Origin of the sequence: Methylocaldum sp. GT1BB, from assembly GCF_051027545.1 — a bacterium.
GTDB lineage: Bacteria > Pseudomonadota > Gammaproteobacteria > Methylococcales > Methylococcaceae > Methylocaldum.
On the sequence record NZ_CP194902.1, the window covers coordinates 3,061,336 to 3,079,450 of the forward strand.

General features: G+C 58.5%; 13 protein-coding genes. All 13 read left to right on the forward strand.

Annotated features, from left to right (window positions below):
* The first annotated feature begins 10 nt into the window (after positions 1 to 10).
* The 13 genes from wecB (at position 11) to ACR2TX_RS15190 (ending at position 17,978) form a co-directional block, all read left to right on the forward strand.
* On the forward strand, positions 11 to 1,108 hold the full coding sequence (wecB, locus tag ACR2TX_RS15130) for a non-hydrolyzing UDP-N-acetylglucosamine 2-epimerase (protein ID WP_086135517.1): 1,098 nt from the start codon (positions 11 to 13) through the stop codon (positions 1,106 to 1,108).
* Positions 1,109 to 1,565: 457 nt separating this feature from the next.
* A complete protein-coding gene (locus ACR2TX_RS15135) occupies positions 1,566 to 2,855 on the forward strand; it encodes an O-antigen ligase family protein (protein ID WP_434129973.1) in 1,290 nt (429 codons plus the stop codon).
* On the forward strand, positions 2,852 to 3,871 hold the full coding sequence (locus ACR2TX_RS15140; RefSeq protein WP_434129975.1) for a family 10 glycosylhydrolase: 1,020 nt from the start codon (positions 2,852 to 2,854) through the stop codon (positions 3,869 to 3,871). Before ACR2TX_RS15135 ends, ACR2TX_RS15140 begins: the two co-directional genes overlap by 4 nt.
* Before the next feature lie 14 nt (positions 3,872 to 3,885).
* Positions 3,886 to 4,728 (forward strand): glycosyltransferase, encoded by an 843-nt coding sequence (locus ACR2TX_RS15145; protein WP_276205382.1) that lies wholly within the window; start codon positions 3,886 to 3,888, stop codon positions 4,726 to 4,728.
* Positions 4,725 to 5,882: a glycosyltransferase family 4 protein gene (locus tag ACR2TX_RS15150; protein WP_434129978.1), complete on the forward strand. Its 1,158-nt coding sequence runs from the start codon at positions 4,725 to 4,727 to the stop codon at positions 5,880 to 5,882. Before ACR2TX_RS15145 ends, ACR2TX_RS15150 begins: the two co-directional genes overlap by 4 nt.
* An 11-nt stretch (positions 5,883 to 5,893) precedes the next feature.
* A complete protein-coding gene (locus tag ACR2TX_RS15155) occupies positions 5,894 to 7,030 on the forward strand; it encodes a glycosyltransferase family 4 protein (protein WP_434129980.1) in 1,137 nt (378 codons plus the stop codon).
* Between the two features lie 100 nt (positions 7,031 to 7,130).
* Positions 7,131 to 8,801 carry a Gfo/Idh/MocA family protein gene (locus ACR2TX_RS15160; protein ID WP_434129983.1) on the forward strand — a complete coding sequence of 557 codons (1,671 nt, stop codon included), beginning with the start codon at positions 7,131 to 7,133 and terminating at the stop codon, positions 8,799 to 8,801.
* Between the two features lie 135 nt (positions 8,802 to 8,936).
* The gene (locus tag ACR2TX_RS15165) at positions 8,937 to 11,129 is read left to right on the forward strand and encodes a bi-domain-containing oxidoreductase (RefSeq protein WP_434129985.1); all 2,193 of its coding nucleotides are present in this window, start codon (positions 8,937 to 8,939) and stop codon (positions 11,127 to 11,129) included.
* A 28-nt stretch (positions 11,130 to 11,157) separates the two neighbouring features.
* Positions 11,158 to 11,781 (forward strand): hypothetical protein, encoded by a 624-nt coding sequence (locus ACR2TX_RS15170; protein WP_434129987.1) that lies wholly within the window; start codon positions 11,158 to 11,160, stop codon positions 11,779 to 11,781.
* Between the two features lie 46 nt (positions 11,782 to 11,827).
* Complete coding sequence (locus ACR2TX_RS15175) at positions 11,828 to 13,123, forward strand: lipopolysaccharide biosynthesis protein (RefSeq protein ID WP_434129989.1); 1,296 nt, start codon at positions 11,828 to 11,830, stop codon at positions 13,121 to 13,123.
* A 36-nt stretch (positions 13,124 to 13,159) separates the two neighbouring features.
* Positions 13,160 to 15,049, forward strand: a complete 1,890-nt coding sequence (locus tag ACR2TX_RS15180; protein ID WP_434129991.1) for a heparinase II/III domain-containing protein — start codon at positions 13,160 to 13,162, stop codon at positions 15,047 to 15,049.
* A 482-nt stretch (positions 15,050 to 15,531) separates the two neighbouring features.
* The gene (locus ACR2TX_RS15185) at positions 15,532 to 16,287 is read left to right on the forward strand and encodes a WecB/TagA/CpsF family glycosyltransferase (RefSeq protein ID WP_434129993.1); all 756 of its coding nucleotides are present in this window, start codon (positions 15,532 to 15,534) and stop codon (positions 16,285 to 16,287) included.
* Entirely contained in the window at positions 16,233 to 17,978 is a 1,746-nt protein-coding gene (locus ACR2TX_RS15190) for an exosortase C-terminal domain/associated protein EpsI (protein ID WP_434129995.1), read from the forward strand. Before ACR2TX_RS15185 ends, ACR2TX_RS15190 begins: the two co-directional genes overlap by 55 nt.
* The last annotated feature ends 137 nt before the right edge of the window (positions 17,979 to 18,115 follow it).

An 18,115-nucleotide genomic window follows, 5' to 3' on the forward strand; every position in this document is an offset into this window, starting at 1 on the left:
GACCTACAAGATGTTTATCGTCGCCGGTGCGCGGCCCAATTTCATGAAGATCGCCCCGATCATCCGGGAGCTTCGGCAGGGCTCGTATCCGTTCGAATACAAGCTGGTCCATACCGGGCAGCACTACGACAAGGAAATGAGCGACGTGTTCTTCGAAGAATTGGAGATACCGTCGCCGGATTATCACCTGGAGGTGGGCAGCGGCTCCCATGCCGAGCAGACGGCGAAAGTGATGGTCCGTTTCGAGGAGATCTGCCTGAAGGACCGGCCCGATTTGGTGATGGTGGTGGGCGACGTGAATTCGACGCTGGCCTGCTCGATCGTGGCGAAGAAGCTCGGGATCAAGGTGGCTCACGTGGAGGCTGGACTTCGGAGCGGAGACATCACGATGCCGGAGGAGGTCAACCGCATCGTGACCGATTCGATATCCGACTATTTCTTCGTGACCGAAAAAAGCGGCGTAAGTCACTTGTTGGCCGAAGGCAAACGGAAGGACAGCATCTTCTTCGTGGGCCACGTGATGATCGACAATCTGTTTCATCAGGTGGAAAAGCTGAAACACCTCGCGCCGACGGCATTCGAGACGACGATCTTCAAGCAGCGGAATCCGTCCTATGGCGTCGTCACGCTGCATCGGCCTTCCAATGTGGATAGTCCGGAAACGCTGGCCGGCATCGTCGAGGCATTGGCGGAGGTGAGCACCGCATTGCCTCTGATATTTCCCATACACCCCCGCACTCAGGCGAACATCCAGAAATTCGGCCTGACGATTCCCGATTCCATCGTCACCACGAAACCTCTGTCCTACATGGAATTCTTGAACCTGTTCAAAGACGCCAGGATGGTGTTGACGGACAGCGGCGGCATTCAGGAAGAGACCACGGCGCTCGGCGTCCCTTGCATTACCCTGCGCGACAACACGGAACGCCCGATTACGGTCGAAGAGGGTACGAACGTGATCGTGGGTTCCGATCCTGCGCGTATCGTGGCGGAAGCTCGAAAAGTGCTGAGCGGATCGGGTGCGGCAAGGAAAAAGCCGGAGTTATGGGACGGTAAAGCATCGGCCCGAATTCTATCCGTTCTTTCGGACGCTATGCGTGCCGACTGAACAAGTTCATCGCAGGAGGCGCGAAGCGAAGTAAACGGAGCTTATGCGAAGGCGAAAGCCGGATTTTTTCTAGAGTATTTTCCGGTTTGGCATCGCGCTCCGAGGTGCTGTAGGTCGGCAATCCTTTCCCGATCGCAAACGGTTGTTTTAGTCGCGACCCTTCCGACAAAGTCCCTGGCCGATCCTGTGTGTCGGCAAGGGATTGCCGACCAACGATTTTCCTAATCCTCGCCGCTAAGCGGCGGTGAAAAACGCTCTAGTCCCGGCCTCAAGACGCAGTCTGAGGCCTCGGCACGCGCCCCGAACCGGTCGGATTGCCACTCGGGTTGATCCGAGGCCGACCGGCGTCATTTTTCGGCAGTACGTTTCGGCCGCGGCTCGCATAGTCCGAAGCCGAATTGCAAGGTAGCTCAGTGGTTTATTGGAATGATTCCACAGTATGCCGACGTAATCCCTTATGTTTTTCGTATTGCTTCTCGTCGCCGTGGGCCTGTATGGCCTGCTGGCTCTTTGGTCCCCGGTATTCCTGCTCAATTATGCGTTGCTGACGGGGCCGATTCCGTTGACGCCCGGGAGCGATGAGATCAGCTCGACGCCGATGGGGCACATGAGTCTCGCAGCCGTGCGGTTGTTCGGACTATGGGTTGCCGTTTGCCTGGTTTTGGTCCCCCGCCTATCGAAGACACTCAAATACCTGTCCCGCTACAAGCTTCACTTGCTGTTTCTCGCGTTCTGCCTGACGTCGATCTTGTGGGCGCCGAGCTTGTCGTTCGGTCTCAGGATGATCGCCAAATTGAGCGCGCCGCTTCTGTTCGTGATGCTCGTCATGACCGCCGTGTCCTCAACGCGCCAGCTTCTGCAGACGGAGCGAATCATCCTGGCGAGCGGCATCGCCATGGTGGTGTTGGCCTTGATGGCGCGGCTCTTCGGTCTGAGTTCCGATCCGAGACTTACGCTTCCTCATACCAGCCCGGCCACGTTTTCTGCCCATATCGTCGCCGTGAGCATGCTTGCCATGGCCGGGTTTGCCGTTGCCGATAAAACCTTATCCAGAGGACTAATGATTATCGGATTCTCGATCGTGGTGATGGCCGCGTTTACCCGTATCACGATAGCCGCGATATTCATCGGATTTTCGGTGATTCTGTTCCTGGGCCGCCGAGGTATCGGCAGAATTATTCTTCCCGTATTCAGCATCGTGAGTTTCCCGGCCTTGTTTTTGCTCAGCCCGAAATTCCGAAGCAGGATGTTTATCGGCGGCGAGGAGATGAGTTTCGATACGGTAATCGCAAATCCTGAGGATGCCGTGGGAAGAATTCATGGCTCCGGCCGTTTCGACGCCTGGGAAATGGTGCTGAATCGATTTTTCGAACCCCATCCCTTGCTGGGCTCCGGGATCGGGGCGACCCAGGATTTTTTTTACGAACGCTCGGCGGGCGGATTGGGTGTCATTCACTCGGAATACGTGAGGATGCTGAGCGAAATCGGTGTCGTGGGTCTGACCTTATTCATATTGGTCATCCTTGGCTATTTATGGCGATTGTTTCGTATCTTGCGGTTTCGTGACGATTCTCAAACCAGGAAATATGCGCTTGCCGGTGTCGGAGGCTTGACGACTTATGTGATTTTCATCGCCACGGATAACGGTTTCGATTACGTGACGCAATTCGCGATATTCGTGTTTTCTTTGGTCGCCATGGCCGAAAAAGCGAACGAATTGTCCGAGAAACATGGAGGTGCCCGATGACGTTGAATCGTCGGCAATTTTTGGCGGCAACCGCGTCTTTGTGCGTTTATCCGCTGTCCGGCGGCTCCGCCGAAGAGATGAACGAAAGCCGGGCGATTCTCGACGAGGGATTGCATTGGCTGGGGTATTCGAACGCGGAAAAGATATGCCGTCGGGTGAAAGAAGCCGGCTTCAATGTGCTGGTGCCGTGTATCTGGGACGGCCGGGGAACCACATGGCCTAGCCGTCTGGCACCCCGAGACGAGCGGCTGCGGGGTTATATCAAAGGCCAAGGCGAACAGTTCGACCCGGTGCGCATCCTGCTGGATACCGCGAAAAAACATGATTTGGAGGTTCATCCCTGGTTCTCGATGGGGCTCCGGAACCGGGACGATTTATTTCCGGAATTGGCGGTAAAAGGCGCGAAATCGTTCGACTGGTATAAGCCCGCGTTTCGGGATCGAATTGCCGAGATCGTGTTGGAAGTGATCGCGAAATATCCCGTCGACGGCGTGAATCTCGATTATGTTCGCTTTTCGGTACCGCAGGGCAAGCGGGCCGACGAAGCGGAGCGCGCGATATCAGGGGTTATAGGGAGAATATATAAGGAAGGAAAACGTTTGAAACCGAATTTGGTGGTCAGTGTCGATGCCGCCCCATGGAAGGACGATATAAAAACCTTCGGTCAAAACGCTCCGAAATGGGCCGACGAAGGAATCGTGGATGTCGTTTATTCCATGCAATATCACGCCAATCCGGATTTCGGCATCATCAAAACCATTCAATCCAAAATGAAGCGTCCCGAGGCGATGGTCGTCATGGTCGGAAATTTCGACCGTGTCGGTCCGGGGAACAAGGTGGTCGATCGCCGTCCCGATCGGCTGTCCGAGCTTATCTCTAAAGCGCGAGCCTTATCGAAGGGGAATGGCGTCGCTGTTTATCTTTACGGACAGCTGAGCGAGCGGCAGATCGAGACTCTGCGAAAAGGGGTTTTTCGAGACAAGGCGAAGCCGTCTTGGAGGCGGGCCAGGGTTTGATGATTAGGGAATGTATGAGCTCATCATTGGAAAATAGACCCGAACCGCCAAAGGTATCGATCGTCATGACGGCATTCAATGCCGATCGGTATATCGAATCCTCGATATCCGCCGCCCTGGCTCAGGATTATGCGAACTTCGAAGTGGTTTTTCTGGATGACGGATCATCCGACGCGACGGAAAATATTTGCAAAGCGATAAAGGATCCGCGTTTCCACTATATCAGGTGCGAACGCATGGGCCGGTCGCGAGCGCTTAACGAAGCGATTCGAAGGGCATCCGGGGACTATATCGCGATTAATGACGCCGACGATTTGAGCGTTTCTTGGCGTCTGTCTTACGTGGTCGGATTTCTGCTCGATAATCCGGACGTGGCGATCGCGGCTACCCGATATATACCGGCCGATCATTTTCCGGCGACCATCCCCGAAATATCGAGCCAGCCCGCGGCCGCCGCGGGAGAACGGCCGGTTTCAATTACGGTAGCCAGACTCTATCGCAGTAACCCATTGGTTCATTCCACGGCGATATATCCGAGATCGATATGGCGACGCGTCAAAGGGTATGACGAAAGCCTGGAGATGTGCATAGACTACGATCTTTTCATTCGTGCGATGCGGCACGGGGGAGTGGTATTACTCCCGCTGCCGGCGGTCATTTATTATCGAAATCCCTCGAGTTTCTTCAAAACCAAGAGTTCAATAAGTTATCTGCATAATTTACGGATTATCCGGCGCCGAGCCAGAACTATTTTACCGCTGCCGAAATGGGCGAGGATTTATGATTTGATTCCCTGGTATGCGGTTATTAAATGGCAGGTCATGAATTTTGTCCGGGGCAGTATGGAGCAGGTATGAACCTGGCCATCGTAACGAATATACTGACGCCGTATCGGATTCCGTTATTCGAGGCGATATCCCGGCAAGTAGACCGTTTATCGGTTTTGCTCATGGCGGAAACCGAGGAGAACCGGGATTGGATTCTGGACGCTTACCGTTTCGATGCGGACGTTTTGCCGGGATTTCATTTGCCGATCCGGGGCCGTGAGACTGCCGTTCACATGAACTACGGAGTAACCGAGCGGCTAAGCCGACTGAATCCCGATCTCGTTCTTAGCGGCGGATTCGCCCCCGCCAATTGGGGGGCTCTTCTGTATTGCGCGAAACATCGAAAACCGTATTTGGCCTGGGGCGAGTTGGCGCTTAGGAGCTGCGCCGGCGGCAGTCGACTGCGCCATGGGCTCAGGCGGTTGATCTGCGGGCTTTCCTCGGGAGCGATCGCGTCTTCGAGCGAAGCGAAGCATGTTTTCATGCACTATGGAATCGACGAAAAAGACATTCTGTTGGCACCGATGCCGATCGATGTGGACTACGTCAATTCGGAAGTGGCGGCGTGCAGAGCGCATCCCGGGTTTCGGGACATCAAGAGCCGGTATCCGGGGCCGGTCCTGCTGTCGGTCGCGCGGCTCATCGACGCCAAGGGTTATCCGCAGTTGTTCGACATGTACGCGGAGATCGTGAAGACGCGGCCGGAAACGACGCTCCTGGTGGTCGGAGACGGTCCGGAGAGAGAACGGTATGTAAACCATATCGCAGCGCGCGGGTGGGGCAACCTGCATCTGGTCGGACACGTTCAGTGGCGGGATTTGATGACCTATTACGCGCTCGCCGACATCGTCGTCTTTCCAAGCCTCGCCGATACGTTCGGCGCCGTTATCGCGGAGGGTATGGCGGCTGAACTTCCGGTCATTTCGTCGATCCATGCCGCTGCCACGGAAGATCTGATCGAGGAGGGCAAAACCGGGTTTGTCATCGACCCCCTCGATATTTCCGGCTCAATCCAAACCATATTGAAGGTTCTCGCCATGCCCGAGGAGGAGCTGCGCCGAGTCGGACGCGAGGCTTTCTTGCGGGCCCGAAACATCGGCATCGAGGGTTCGGCCCGGCGGATGATCGAATTTTTCCACTCGAAGGTGAAACCTGGAGCCTCTCGCGCTATCAGACATAGATGATGGTTCAAGGAATGAAACGGAAGCTCCTGATCATAGGACCGACGCCGCCGCCGTATCACGGCGTGGCCGTTGCGACTGATATGCTGCTCCACTCCGAGCTTGCCCGGGCGTTCGAGGTATCGTTGGTGGACACGGCCGATAGGCGGGGCATCGCGAATGTATACAAGCCCGATGCCTACGACGTGGTTTTGTTCGTAAAGGAATGGCTCAGCCTGGCCAAGATCGTATTCACCGAGCGGCCGCACTTGGCTTATCTGCCGATATCTCAATCCACCCTGGGCATTTTGAGGGACAGCCTGTTTTTCTGGCTTGCTTATTTGTCCGGATGCCGCCTGGTAATCCATCTGCACGGCGGCAATCTCAGGACGTGGTACGAGGCGCAGGGGAAACCGGTCAAGGCGTACGTAAGCGCCTTTTTGCGGAGAACCGAACGCATCGTCGTGCTCGGCGATTCGCTGAGGCCGATATTCGACGGATTGGCGGATGCCGGGCGGGTCGCGGTGGTGTCGAACGGCATCGATTGGCCTCGTCAATATGTCAAAGACTATGAGCGTCCCAGACAGGATGCGCGATTCAGGGTTCTCCATGTCGGTACGCTCAACCGAGCCAAGGGCACTTTGGCGCTTTTGGCGGCCGTTCCGCAGGTACTGCGCGCCAAGGGGGATCGTGCGGAATTCGTCATCGCCGGCGAATGGTCGAATCGCGAGGATCGGGATGAGGCCATGGCGTTCATTCGGGAGCATGATCTGAGCGCTGCCGTGACGTTTTCCGGACCGGTTTCCGGAGAAGAAAAGCTGAGACTGTATGCCTCCGCCGATCTGTTCGTGTTCGCCGGCATTCAGCAGGAAGGCCAACCTCTGGTCGTCCTCGAAGCCATGGCGGCGGGGTTGCCGGTCTTGTACTCCGATCGCGGTTGCCTTCGGGAAACCGTGATCGAGGGCGTCACCGGACTGGAGGTGACGGCGAACGATGCGGAAGACGTGGCAAGACGCATCATATGGATGATGGACAACCGGACGGGCAGGGAAGAGATGGGGCGAAATGCGCGCAAGCGATACGAGGCCCTGTATACCAAGGAGCGTTTTATCAAGGACATGGTATCGGTGTTTGATAGCGCCGGAGGCGAGTCGACGGCTAGCACCGCCTGATGTCACCCTGTCGAACGGTAGTTTATTGATCTCGGACGAAGTCGCCGGTTCGGATATCGAACGGACACAAGCCTATCGTTGGAAGGGATAGCCAGCGCCAATGGAAATTGAATTCGCCGACAAGTCGTACCTTCTGCCCGATCCGGAGCCCCCTTACCCGTCGGTCTTGATCGAGGTGGAAGAGGCTGTCGCTTTCAGGAAGCCGGTTCAATCGGAAGCCCACCGCTTCGACTATCCGAACCGCCTGTCCAAAATCATCTTCTTTCTTTTGCACGAGGGCCCGAGGCTCGCGCTGTCGAAAGCGAGAGCCGCCGGATTCCAGCGGCGGCTCCACGCAAAGCGTGCCTTGGTATTGGCCTACGGAAAAATCAGGGAAGGCTCGGATCTGTTCGTAGGTCTGGGACCTCAGGAATATCCCTATTCGTCGGTATTGGCCTTTCCCCGTCGCTGGTGCGTCAAGATTCCCGACCGGGAACAGTGGCGGCCGGTTTTGCACCGCGTTCTCCGGTATTTGAGCGAACATCCCGAGGGGTTCGAGGCGATGCACGGCTGGTCGCCTTACTCCGGGACCCATGTCGAGTTCGATTTGGAAAACGCTCTCCAAGACCTCGATTCGCACGCCGCTGACGACGGCGGCAACGATCCGATGATCGAGCGGCGGTACAAGCCGTCCCCGCGAAAATCCCGGTTCCAACGAAAAGAGCCAACGATAGGAAATGAAAGAGCGCTTTTCCTGATCGGCGCCGGCGCCTATGCCCAAGCTTATGTCCTGCCCAGCCTGAGACCTCTATATAGGCATACCGTCGTCGACCTGAATCCCGCCGCGGCGGCGGTGGTCGGAGCAAGGGAAGGGTTTGGTTACTGGGATACCTCCGCCACGCGGGCCTTGGCGAGGTTGCGGCATCTGGACGAACCCTCCGTGGTCATCTGTACCTATCACTCCACCCATCTGGAACTGGCGGAGCGTGCCCTGGCGATCAACGAACGTTCCAGGATATTCATGGAGAAGCCTCCGGTAACCGATTATCAGCAGCTTTGCCGGCTCTCCGAGCTGCGCCGGCAGGAGGGCGCCTTCATCGAAATCGGATTCAACCGGAGACACAGCCGGATCATCGAACGGTGCCGGGATCTGTTATCGCTTAGGAGCGGTCAGATTACCGTGACGTGCATCGTCAAGGAGCTGGGTCTTCCCGCTAGCCACTGGTATTACTGGCCGGCACAGGGGACGAGAATTACCGGAAACCTGTGCCACTGGATCGACTTGTCCTATTACCTGATCGGCGCTCCGCCCGTCGGGATAACGCTCGCCTCGCCGAGCGGGATTCCGGCCGGAGACGAGGTTTCCATTGTCATTGCGTTCAGGGATGGCTCCAAGGCGACGCTGGTCTCGACCGACCGGGGCAATTCCTTGCGCGGGGTACAGGAGTACGTCGATATACGGCGAGGGGATATGACTCTGACCATCCACGATTTTCTGAAGCTGGAGGTTCAGGTTGGGGCGCGACATCAGGTATTTCGTTATTGGTTCCGAAACAAGGGCCATGCCGAAATGTATCGGGATTATCTGAAGGCGGTCGAGAATCGGATGCCGCCTTCGTATCCGGCGGAGGATTTGCTGCAGGTATGCAGGATGTATCTGGCTGCATCGGAAATGGCCAGGCGCGGCATGAGCACATTGTCGCTGACCGAGCCGGAAGCCTACAGGCTGACGGCGTCCGCCGGGCTTCGCACATCGGACGTCAGCGTTGCCGGATTTGGTAAGGTGAGTTAGGCCGCAGGGCCGTAACCCACTGCGCGGCCTCGAATCGGTGGGTTACGCTCCGCTAACCCACCCTACGATGAATCTTCGTTCGAATGCCGAATGGAATGACGGAAGTTCCGAAACAATAGGGAGGTTCGCCGAGGAATGAAACAGCTTGTACAAAACTATCGTAAGGGATTGTTGAAGGTTTGCGAGGTGCCGGCACCGATGGTGCGGTCGGGCGGATTGATCGTTGCGAGCCGGTGCTCGCTGATTAGTGCCGGCACCGAGCGGGCAAGCGTGCGGGTCGCACAGAGAAGCCTGATGGGCAAGGCGATGGAACGACCCGATCAGGCCAGGAAAGTGATGGACCAGGTGAAGAAAAAAGGATTGGTGGAAACCGCCAAACTGGTTCTCAATCGCCTGGATGCTCCGGTGGCATTGGGCTACAGCTGCGCCGGGGTGGTGATCGAAGTAGGGGACGAGGTACAAGGTTTCAAGGTCGGCGATAACGTCGCCTGCGCCGGACAGAACTATGCGTCCCATGCCGAAATCGTGTTCGTCCCGAAGAATCTGTGCGTAAAACTCCCGGAGGGGGTCGATTTCCAGGACGCGAGTTATGTTGCCCTGGGCGCCATCGCCTTGCAGGGCATTCGCCAGGCCGAGCCGCGGTTGGGAGAAACGGTCGCGGTCATCGGCTTGGGACTGCTCGGCCAGTTGACGGTTCAGCTGTTGTTGGCCAACGGTTGCACGGTGATCGGATCGGACCCGGACCCCTATAAGCTGGAAATGGCCCGAGAGTCCGGTGCAATCGCCGTGCTGCCGGAGCAACTCGAGGAAGCGGCGGAAAGCCTGTCGAAGGGGCAGGGGGTGGACGCCTCGATCATCACGGCGAGCGCCAAGGACAACGGACCGGTGCGCGCGGCCGCGGCGGTCTGCCGCAAGCGCGGCCGCGTGATCGTGGTCGGCGCGGTGAGCATGAATCTTCCGCGCGAGCCGTTTTATCTCAAGGAGATCGATCTCCGGCTTTCGACCTCGTACGGCCCCGGCCGCCACGATCGGGTCTACGAAGAGAAGGGAGTGGATTATCCCTATGCCTATGTCCGCTGGACCGAGCGGCGCAACATGGAAGCCTTCTTGGACCTGGTCCGAAAACGGCATCTGGACCTGAAGCGACTGACGACCCATCGCTTTCCCATCGATCGTGCGACGGACGCTTACACCCTGATCATGGAAGAGACCGAGCCCTATCTCGGCATCGTGCTGGATTATCCGGCGATTGCCGGAGACCGGCCGGCTCGGGTGGTCGAGCTGCGGCCGTCTAGGAGCGAATCCCGCGTGCGCCTGGGCATCATCGGCGCCGGCAACCACGTTAAAGACATGCTGATTCCGCATCTTCGGGGCCGGCCCGGCGTGGAAATCCGTGCCTTGTGCACCGGCAGCGGGATCGGTGCCCGCGCGGTGGCGGACAAGCTTCAAGCGGCCTACTGTTCGAACGATTACGAGGCGATATTGGACGATAGGGACATCAACGCCGTTCTGATCGGGACCCGCCACGACAGCCATGCGGCCATGGTCGTAAAGGCGCTGGGCGCCGGGAAACACGTCTTCGTCGAAAAGCCTTTGTGCCTCGACGAAAACGAACTCGACGGGATCGCGGAGGCCTACGTCCGGGCGGCGCATTCCGGGCTGCGGCTGATGGTGGGATTCAACCGGAGACATTCGCCGCATGCGCGAAAAATCCGAGCCCACTTTGACGGGCGCACGAGTCCCCTGGTCATGGTTTACCGGGTCAATGCCGGAGCGATCGATCCGAGCCATTGGATCCAGGACCGCACCGTCGGCGGCGGACGCATCATCGGCGAAGGCTGTCACTTCGTCGATTTGATGCAGTCCGTTTGCGGTTCTCCGGTGACGACGGTTCGGAGCGTTTCGGTCGGATATCACCAAACCGGCATTACCAACGACCAGAGCATCATGGCTTTGGAATTCGCCGACGGCTCGGTAGGGACGCTGATCTACGCGGCGGCGGGAGATACCGGATTGGCCAAGGAGCGCTTCGAGGCGTTCGGCGGCGGCAGAGCCGCCGTCATAGACGATTTCACGTCGACCGAACTCTACTCGGGCGGAAGGCGGCATGCCTTCCGCACCAGGAAACAGGAGAAGGGTTTCTTTGAAGAGATGGCCTTGTTTTGCGCGAGCCTGCTCAGGCCCGATGTCGTATTACCGGCTTTCGACGAAATCGAGGCAGTGACGCGCGCCTGCATCGCGGCCGAACGGGGTTTCGTTACCGGCGAATGTTATCCGATAGGCACGACCACGGTTGTGCCGGGCGTAAGTTCTGCGGCTCTAACCTGATTCCGCGCGCTTTCAAGGAAGATCCGCGATGCCCAGCCAAGTGCCGCCGCAACACTACAGCTTCGAGAGCTACGTTACGCTCGCCCGATGGAATTCGTACTGGCATCAAATCAGGGAGGTTGTTGTCGCGAAGCCGGATGACGCGCTTTACATCGGGATCGGGGACGACATAGTGCCGAAAGTTCTGGAGGCGCGGGGCATCAGGGTAAAGCGATTCGATTTCGATCCGAGTCTTGGCTGTGATTTCACCGGAGACGTGCGGGAAATCGCTTCGATCGTGCCCGTCGGCAGTGCGGATGTCGTCGTGTGTTGCCAAGTTCTCGAACATCTTCCGTACGAACATTTCGAAGAAACGCTCAAAGGGATTTTAGGGATTGCCAGAAAGCGCGTCGTGTTAAGCCTTCCCTACGCTCACGTGACGCTTGCCGGTTTGCGAATGAAATTGCCGAAGACACCGCCGATCTCGCTCAATTTGACTTTGCCTTGCTTTTGGCAGGATTGGAAATTCGACGGACAGCATTACTGGGAAATAGGCACGAAATTCTATTCAAGGAGGCGGATTGAAAATTCCATATCCAGGGTTGGGCGTATCGCTTACCGATTTTTCGCCAGCGACAACGAGTATCATCTCTTTTATATCTTGGAGAAATGAATATTTCCGCTGATTGAGTATTTTCTTGCGCGGTTACGGAATGGAAATGTTCTATGGGTGGCGCCGAAAACTGCACGCACGTTTCGATGCCTCTTCGCGCTTCAAGAAAAACTTTCTTAAAGTCGCCTCGGCGAGCCTCTTTGCCCAGGCCTTGCCGGTACTGGTCTCTCCGATCATGACTCGCTTGTACTCGCCGCACGATTACGGCGTTCTCGCTCTTTTTGCCGCCATACTGGGTGTCGCGGTGGCCATCGCCACCATGCGCTTCGATTGGCTGGTCGCCGCGGCCCACACAGAAAAATCGGCCGCCTATATCGAGGTGATCGGTATCCTCTATCTCTTGCTGATGTCCTTAGCCTATTTCGGCGTCTCCTTTTTCGGTCTCCATCATACGATCGCGCTCGTCGACTGGCGGATTATCGACCCTTTTCTCTGGCTCATGCCTGTGGCGGTATTCGGGAGCGGTCTTCACACCCTGTTTTCGGGCTGGTTCGTTCGCGCGGCCCATCTCACCCCGGTAGCACGGGCACGAGTGAGACAAAGCCTGGCCGGGGTCGCGCTCGGTCTGATCGGCGGCATCTATTCTCTCGGGGCGCTGGGACTGATCGGGGCCACGGTGCTCGGCGCCTTCATCGGTGTCGGAGGTCTGTACCGGCACGCCCGGAACGATCTGCGGCGCAGCCTCGCGAATATCCGCGCGCTCGCGCTGTGCGCGAAAGCCCGAGCGATCCGGCGGCGCGTGCTGGTTTCGGGAAGTACGGGGATCATCAACGTCAGCGGCTTGCTATTGCCCGCCATCATGATTTCCCACCATTTTTCGGCCGTCGAGTTGGGGTGGTACGCGCTCATGTACCGCCTCGCCACCGGGCCGGTAAGTACGCTCACCGGCGCGGTCGGGCAGAGCTTCTGGGGCGAGGCGCGGAGCCTGGCCAGTAGCGATTCCAAAGCGCTTCGGGCGCTGTTCGAGCGGACCTCGAGCCGGCTCATGCTTCTGAGCATCCCCGTCGCGATCGCCTGTCTCGCGGGTCCCTGGTACGTGGGGCTGATTTTTGGAAAAGAGGAGTGGAGCGGTGCGGGCGAAGTTCTCGCCGCATTGACGCCCTTCATCGTCGCTCAAATCATCGCGTCGCCGCTTTCGTCCGTCATCACGATCATGCGTCATGAAAGATGGCTATTTTTCTGGGATCTGGCGAGAACGCTAGTCGTGATCGCGATTTTTTCGGCGAGCGGACACTACGACATCGGTTTGACGACGGCGGTGCTCTCATATGCCATCGGCATGGCCGTGATGTATGCGCTCCTTTTTTACAAGACGCGGCGAATCATCGTTTCCCAGGGATAGGAGCCGATTCGAACTCCGATAGGCGCCCATAAAGCTATGGAAAGCATCATCTGGTACGTCAAACGCCTCGGCGTCATGAGCGGCGGGGAGATCGTTCATCGGCTCAACGAGCTGTGGACGCTGCGGCGGTTGCGGCGGGAGCATCGCCTTGGCGGCCGGCATGCGGACCGTCGTCCGGACGGCTTCACGTTCTGTCGTGGCTCCGTCCGGCAGATGCCCGATCTTCCCTTTGCCTTTCTGCCGACCGCTGCCGAAACCGAAAGCTGGCTGGCCGGGGAGTGGCCGGCCTTGGGATGCCGGTGGGCCTGGGCACCCGATCCGGGCATTTGGCATGTTGCCCCCGATACCGGCCACGTTTGGCCGCAAACCTTCTTCGGATCGATTGCGTATCGACAGGGCAATCCGTATGGCGATGCGCGCGTGGTGTGGGAACCCTCCCGTCTACAGCAATTGGTGAATTTGGCGCTGCTGGCGAACGCGGACGAGGACCGGGCGCGGGAAGCGGTCGAACTGATGGAAGCCGTGCTCGATTCCTGGGTGAAGGCCAATCCGCCCCTGACCGGGATTCATTACGTGTCCGCCATGGAATGCGCACTGCGGGTGATCGCCGCGTGCCATGCGCTGGATCTGACGAGAGATCGCCTAACGGCGCCCGAACAGACTTGGGGCAATCTGTTGAGGCTCGTTTCGTCCCACGCGCCTCTCATCGCGAAAAGGCTGTCGCTTCATTCCTCGGCCGGCAATCACACCGTCGCGGAGGCTGCGGGGCTGGTTTATGCCGGAACCCTGTTCCCGGAGCTGCCGGATGCCTTTCGATGGCGGACGCGGGGACTTCGCATTCTCCAGCACGAAGCCGAGCGCCAGGTGCTCCCGGACGGGGGCGGAATCGAGCAGGCCTTCTGGTATCAGCTTTTCATCGTCGATTTGCTCGGGCTGGTAGAAGCGCTGCTCGAACACCGCCGGCACCGGGTACCGCGAGCCTTGGCCGATGCCGTTCGCCGTGGCCGGCGCTTCTTGAGAGCACTGGCCGACGGTCCGGACGATTTGCCGCGAATAGGGGATTGCGACGACGGCTACGCGCTGTCCCGCCATCTCCGCATCAGCTGGAGCGGACCGGCGCCGGCGGAAAACCCGGCGATCTTTCCGAATACGGGTTATACGGTCGTCAGGGGACGCGGCGAACGGCCGGTGCGGTTGATCTTCGATCACGGTCCGCTCGGCATGGCGCCGGGCTTCGGGCACGCCCATGCCGATGCATTGTCCCTTCATGTGAAGGTCGGCGGCTGCGAGCTTCTGATCGATCCCAACACATACACCTATACCGGCGATCCGACCTGGCGGCGCTGGTTTCGAAGCACCGCCGCCCACAATACCGTGCGCGTCGACGGGCGGGATCAGGCGAGACAGGAAACGTCGTTCCAATGGTCGAACGGCCACGACGCTTCCCTGGTGAAGTGTCATCGCGACGAAAGCGGAAGAATTCTGCTGCTGGCCCGGCATGACGGATATCGCCGGTTAGGAATCACCCACTGGCGGGCGATCGCCTTCGACGGATCGGATCATCTGCTGATCCGGGATTATCTGGCAGGGCAGGGGCATCATGTCGCCGAACTGATCTGGCATCTCGGCGTCGAGGCGGCGCCCGCCGGAGCGGGGTTCGTCTTGAGCGGCAACGACATCGGCGCCCGGCTGGATCTTGCCGGAGGCGTCATGACCCTGCACCGCGGAGAAACGGATCCCATACTCGGCTGGCAGTCTCCGTGTTACGGAGTCCGAAAGCCGGCGGTTTCCATTCTGGTCCGATATGCCGGCGAATTTCCCCACCAATTCCACACTGCGCTCTCTTTCGATGATGCACATCGCGACGGAATGGCGGCTTTGGAATTGTTATTGGAGCGCGCGATGGAGCCTTTGAAAACCATGTAATTCCATTCGGCATTCGAATGAACATTCATCGTAGGATGGGTAGAGCGAAGCGAAACCCATCGATGGCGGGTTAGCCCTTCGACAGGCTCAGGACAGGCCCCTAGTCTCCGCTCGGGACAGGCCCTTCGACAAGCTCAGGACAGGCTCCGCGTAACCCACCGATTGACGGTCGCTCGGTGGGTTACGGCGCACGCGAAGCGCAGTGATCGGCGGTCGGTCAGTGCTGATGTGCGCCTAACCCACCCTACAAACATGAATTCCTTATTGAAAGCGATTTGGAATAAGTCCCTGAATCGTGCCCTGACGACGTCACTTGAGCTTGCCATTCGATACGAAAACGATACGTAGCATTACTGGGGGTGTGACGATTTCACTGCGGATCGTGTCGATATGGTATGAGCGTCGATAACCCGCGATAAGCAGGGATCGACGGGTGGAGTCAGTCGTTCTCGATCTGTAGAACTCGTCAGGGAAGGGATTCCATGAATAACGAGAGAATCGATATTTTCGGCGTGCCCGTGGACGTTGTCGATTTCCCCAGGGCGCTGGCGACTGTCGACGATATCCTTCGAGGCGATGGGGGCGGATTTATCGCGGCGGTCAATCCGGAAAAGATCATGCGGGCCCGCGACGACGCGCGGCTCTTGCAGGCCTTGAAGAGCGCGAAGCTGCTCATCCCGGACGGCATCGGCGTGGTCTGGGCCGCGCGCTGGCTGGGGCTGGGCTGGCCGAGCAGGGTGCCGGGAGCCGATCTGATGCCGGCCATCTGCGAAATCGGCGCGGCCCAAGGCCGAAACGTCTTTCTGTTCGGAGCAAGCCCCGAAGTGAACGAAAAGGTGGCGCGGATTCTTCCCGAGCGGTATCCGGGACTTCGCATCGCCGGCTTTCAGCACGGCTATGTCCGCGAACCCGATATGCCGAAGCTCGTGGCCGACATCAACGCATCGAGGGCCGAGATTCTGTTCGTCGCACTGGGAAGCCCCCGGCAGGAGTTCTGGATGATGCAGCACGCCCCCGAGCTCTCGGTAAAAGTGTGTCAGGGCGTGGGCGGCAGTTTCGATGTCATTGCCGGAAAGGTGAGGCGCGCTCCGGCGCTGTTCAGGCGCATGCATCTCGAGTGGTTTTACCGGCTCGCCCGCGAGCCCCAAAGATTCCGGCGGCAAGCCGAACTGCCGAAATTCGCATGGCGGGTGATGCGCGAGAAGTGGGCGAATCGCTCGGGCGTAGCGATGAACTGATGCATCATCGCTCCGGGCAGGATGCCTCGATGGATCAACATATCGTGAAGGGAATTCACTCCGAGTTACAACGGAGAGCATCAGGCCGGGTCTGGTCGAGGCTCGCCATACTCGGTGTCTTGATAGCCATCATCTTTTTCGACGCGTTGACCTATACGGTCGATGCCTGGCTCAATTCGGATGAATATAGCCACGGCATCCTCATCCCCTTCGTCACGGCTTTTCTCATCTGGCAAAAAAAGAACGATATCGCGGCCGCGAGGATGTCCGGATGCCCGCCCGGTTTATCGCTCGTCGCCGCCGGATTGGCGTTCTTCTTTCTGGGCGAATTGAGCACGCTGCTCATCATCGAGCAGTACGCATTCCTGATCGTGCTTTTCGGCGTGGTTCTCACCGTTCTCGGACCGGAAGTTTTCCGGCTTGTCCGGGTTCCGCTGTTTTTTCTGTTTTTCGCGATCCCGCTGCCCAGTTTCGTCTATCAGGAACTGTCTTCGGAGTTGCAGCTTCTCTCTTCCCGGCTAGGGGTCGGCTTGATTCGCTTGTGCGATATCAGCGTCTATCTCGAGGGCAACGTCATCGACCTCGGCGCGTACAAGCTCCAGGTCGTGGAAGCGTGCAGCGGGCTTAGATACTTGTTCCCTCTCATGGGGCTGGCGTTTATCTGTGCTTACCTTTTCAAAGCGGCGCTTTGGAAGCGGGTGCTCGTGTTCCTGTCGAGCATTCCCATTACCGTTCTGATGAACAGCCTTCGCGTCGGGCTCATCGGGGTGCTCGTGGAATATCGGGGCCCGTCGATGGCGGAGGGCTTTCTGCACGATTTCGAAGGCTGGGCCATCTTCATGGCCTGTACCGCCATTCTGATCGGCGAGATTTGCTTGCTGGCGCGGATCGGTGAAGACAAGCGCCCGCTGAGGGAGCTTTTCGACATCGCTTTTCCCGAGCCTGCCCGAAACTCCGCGGCCGAAGGCCGCGCCTTGGCTCCTTCTCCTTCCGGGAGAAGGTGGCCCGAAGGGCCGGATGAGGATATCGCACCTCGAAAGCGGACGCTGCCTCGGGAGTTCTGGACGGTCGGAGGCATGCTGATCGTTGCGGCCGGATTATCGCTGACTCTGGAGAAGCGGGTGGAATCGGTTCCGCCGCGCACATCGTTCGCCGAGTTTCCGATGCAAATGGACGCCTGGCAGGGACGGCGCGAGATCATGGAACAGCAGTATGTCGATGCCTTGAAGTTCGACGATTACATCTTGGCCGATTTCAGCAAGGGCGGCGCGCCGCCGGTGAATTTCTACGCGGCCTATTACGCTTCGCAGCGCAAGGGCGAGTCGGTGCATTCCCCGCGTTCCTGCATACCGGGCGGCGGATGGCAGATCAAGTCCTTGGAGACGGTGTCGATTCCGGGCATCCGGCTTTACGCCGGCGATCTCAGGGTCAATCGGGTCCTGATTCAGAAAGGCGACGAAAGGCAACTGGTTCATTACTGGTTTCAGCAGCGTGGCCGGAACCTGACCAATGAATATCACGTCAAGTGGTATCTGTTCTGGGACGCGCTGACCCTGAACCGTAGCGACGGCGCGCTGGTGCGACTTACGACCCGCGCACCTCCGGGCGAGGATCTCGCGGCGACCGAGAAGCGCCTCGTCAGTTTTCTCGCTTCGCTGATACCGCGATTGGACCGGTACGTCGCGAACTGAACGCCGGAATCCCATGGGTGGGCAAAGCGGCACTCGCATCGATGTCCATCCCATGATCTCTCAGGAGCGGAAGTCGGGCGGAAAGCGGAGTGCTAGGGGAATGAGAGGCTACTACGGCGAATCGCCGTCGATATCAC

What these genes read in the sequence shown, in the direction of transcription:
- wecB (WP_086135517.1), top strand. Translation starts at nt 11, where the DNA reads ATGTTTATCGTCGCCGGTGCGCGGCCCAATTTCATGAAGATCGCCCCG.
- ACR2TX_RS15135 (WP_434129973.1), top strand. Translation starts at nt 1,566, where the DNA reads ATGTTTTTCGTATTGCTTCTCGTCGCCGTGGGCCTGTATGGCCTGCTG.
- ACR2TX_RS15140 (WP_434129975.1), top strand. Translation starts at nt 2,852, where the DNA reads ATGACGTTGAATCGTCGGCAATTTTTGGCGGCAACCGCGTCTTTGTGC.
- ACR2TX_RS15145 (WP_276205382.1), top strand. Translation starts at nt 3,886, where the DNA reads ATGAGCTCATCATTGGAAAATAGACCCGAACCGCCAAAGGTATCGATC.
- ACR2TX_RS15150 (WP_434129978.1), top strand. Translation starts at nt 4,725, where the DNA reads ATGAACCTGGCCATCGTAACGAATATACTGACGCCGTATCGGATTCCG.
- ACR2TX_RS15155 (WP_434129980.1), top strand. Translation starts at nt 5,894, where the DNA reads ATGAAACGGAAGCTCCTGATCATAGGACCGACGCCGCCGCCGTATCAC.
- ACR2TX_RS15160 (WP_434129983.1), top strand. Translation starts at nt 7,131, where the DNA reads ATGGAAATTGAATTCGCCGACAAGTCGTACCTTCTGCCCGATCCGGAG.
- ACR2TX_RS15165 (WP_434129985.1), top strand. Translation starts at nt 8,937, where the DNA reads ATGAAACAGCTTGTACAAAACTATCGTAAGGGATTGTTGAAGGTTTGC.
- ACR2TX_RS15170 (WP_434129987.1), top strand. Translation starts at nt 11,158, where the DNA reads ATGCCCAGCCAAGTGCCGCCGCAACACTACAGCTTCGAGAGCTACGTT.
- ACR2TX_RS15175 (WP_434129989.1), top strand. Translation starts at nt 11,828, where the DNA reads ATGTTCTATGGGTGGCGCCGAAAACTGCACGCACGTTTCGATGCCTCT.
- ACR2TX_RS15180 (WP_434129991.1), top strand. Translation starts at nt 13,160, where the DNA reads ATGGAAAGCATCATCTGGTACGTCAAACGCCTCGGCGTCATGAGCGGC.
- ACR2TX_RS15185 (WP_434129993.1), top strand. Translation starts at nt 15,532, where the DNA reads ATGAATAACGAGAGAATCGATATTTTCGGCGTGCCCGTGGACGTTGTC.
- ACR2TX_RS15190 (WP_434129995.1), top strand. Translation starts at nt 16,233, where the DNA reads ATGGCGGGTGATGCGCGAGAAGTGGGCGAATCGCTCGGGCGTAGCGAT.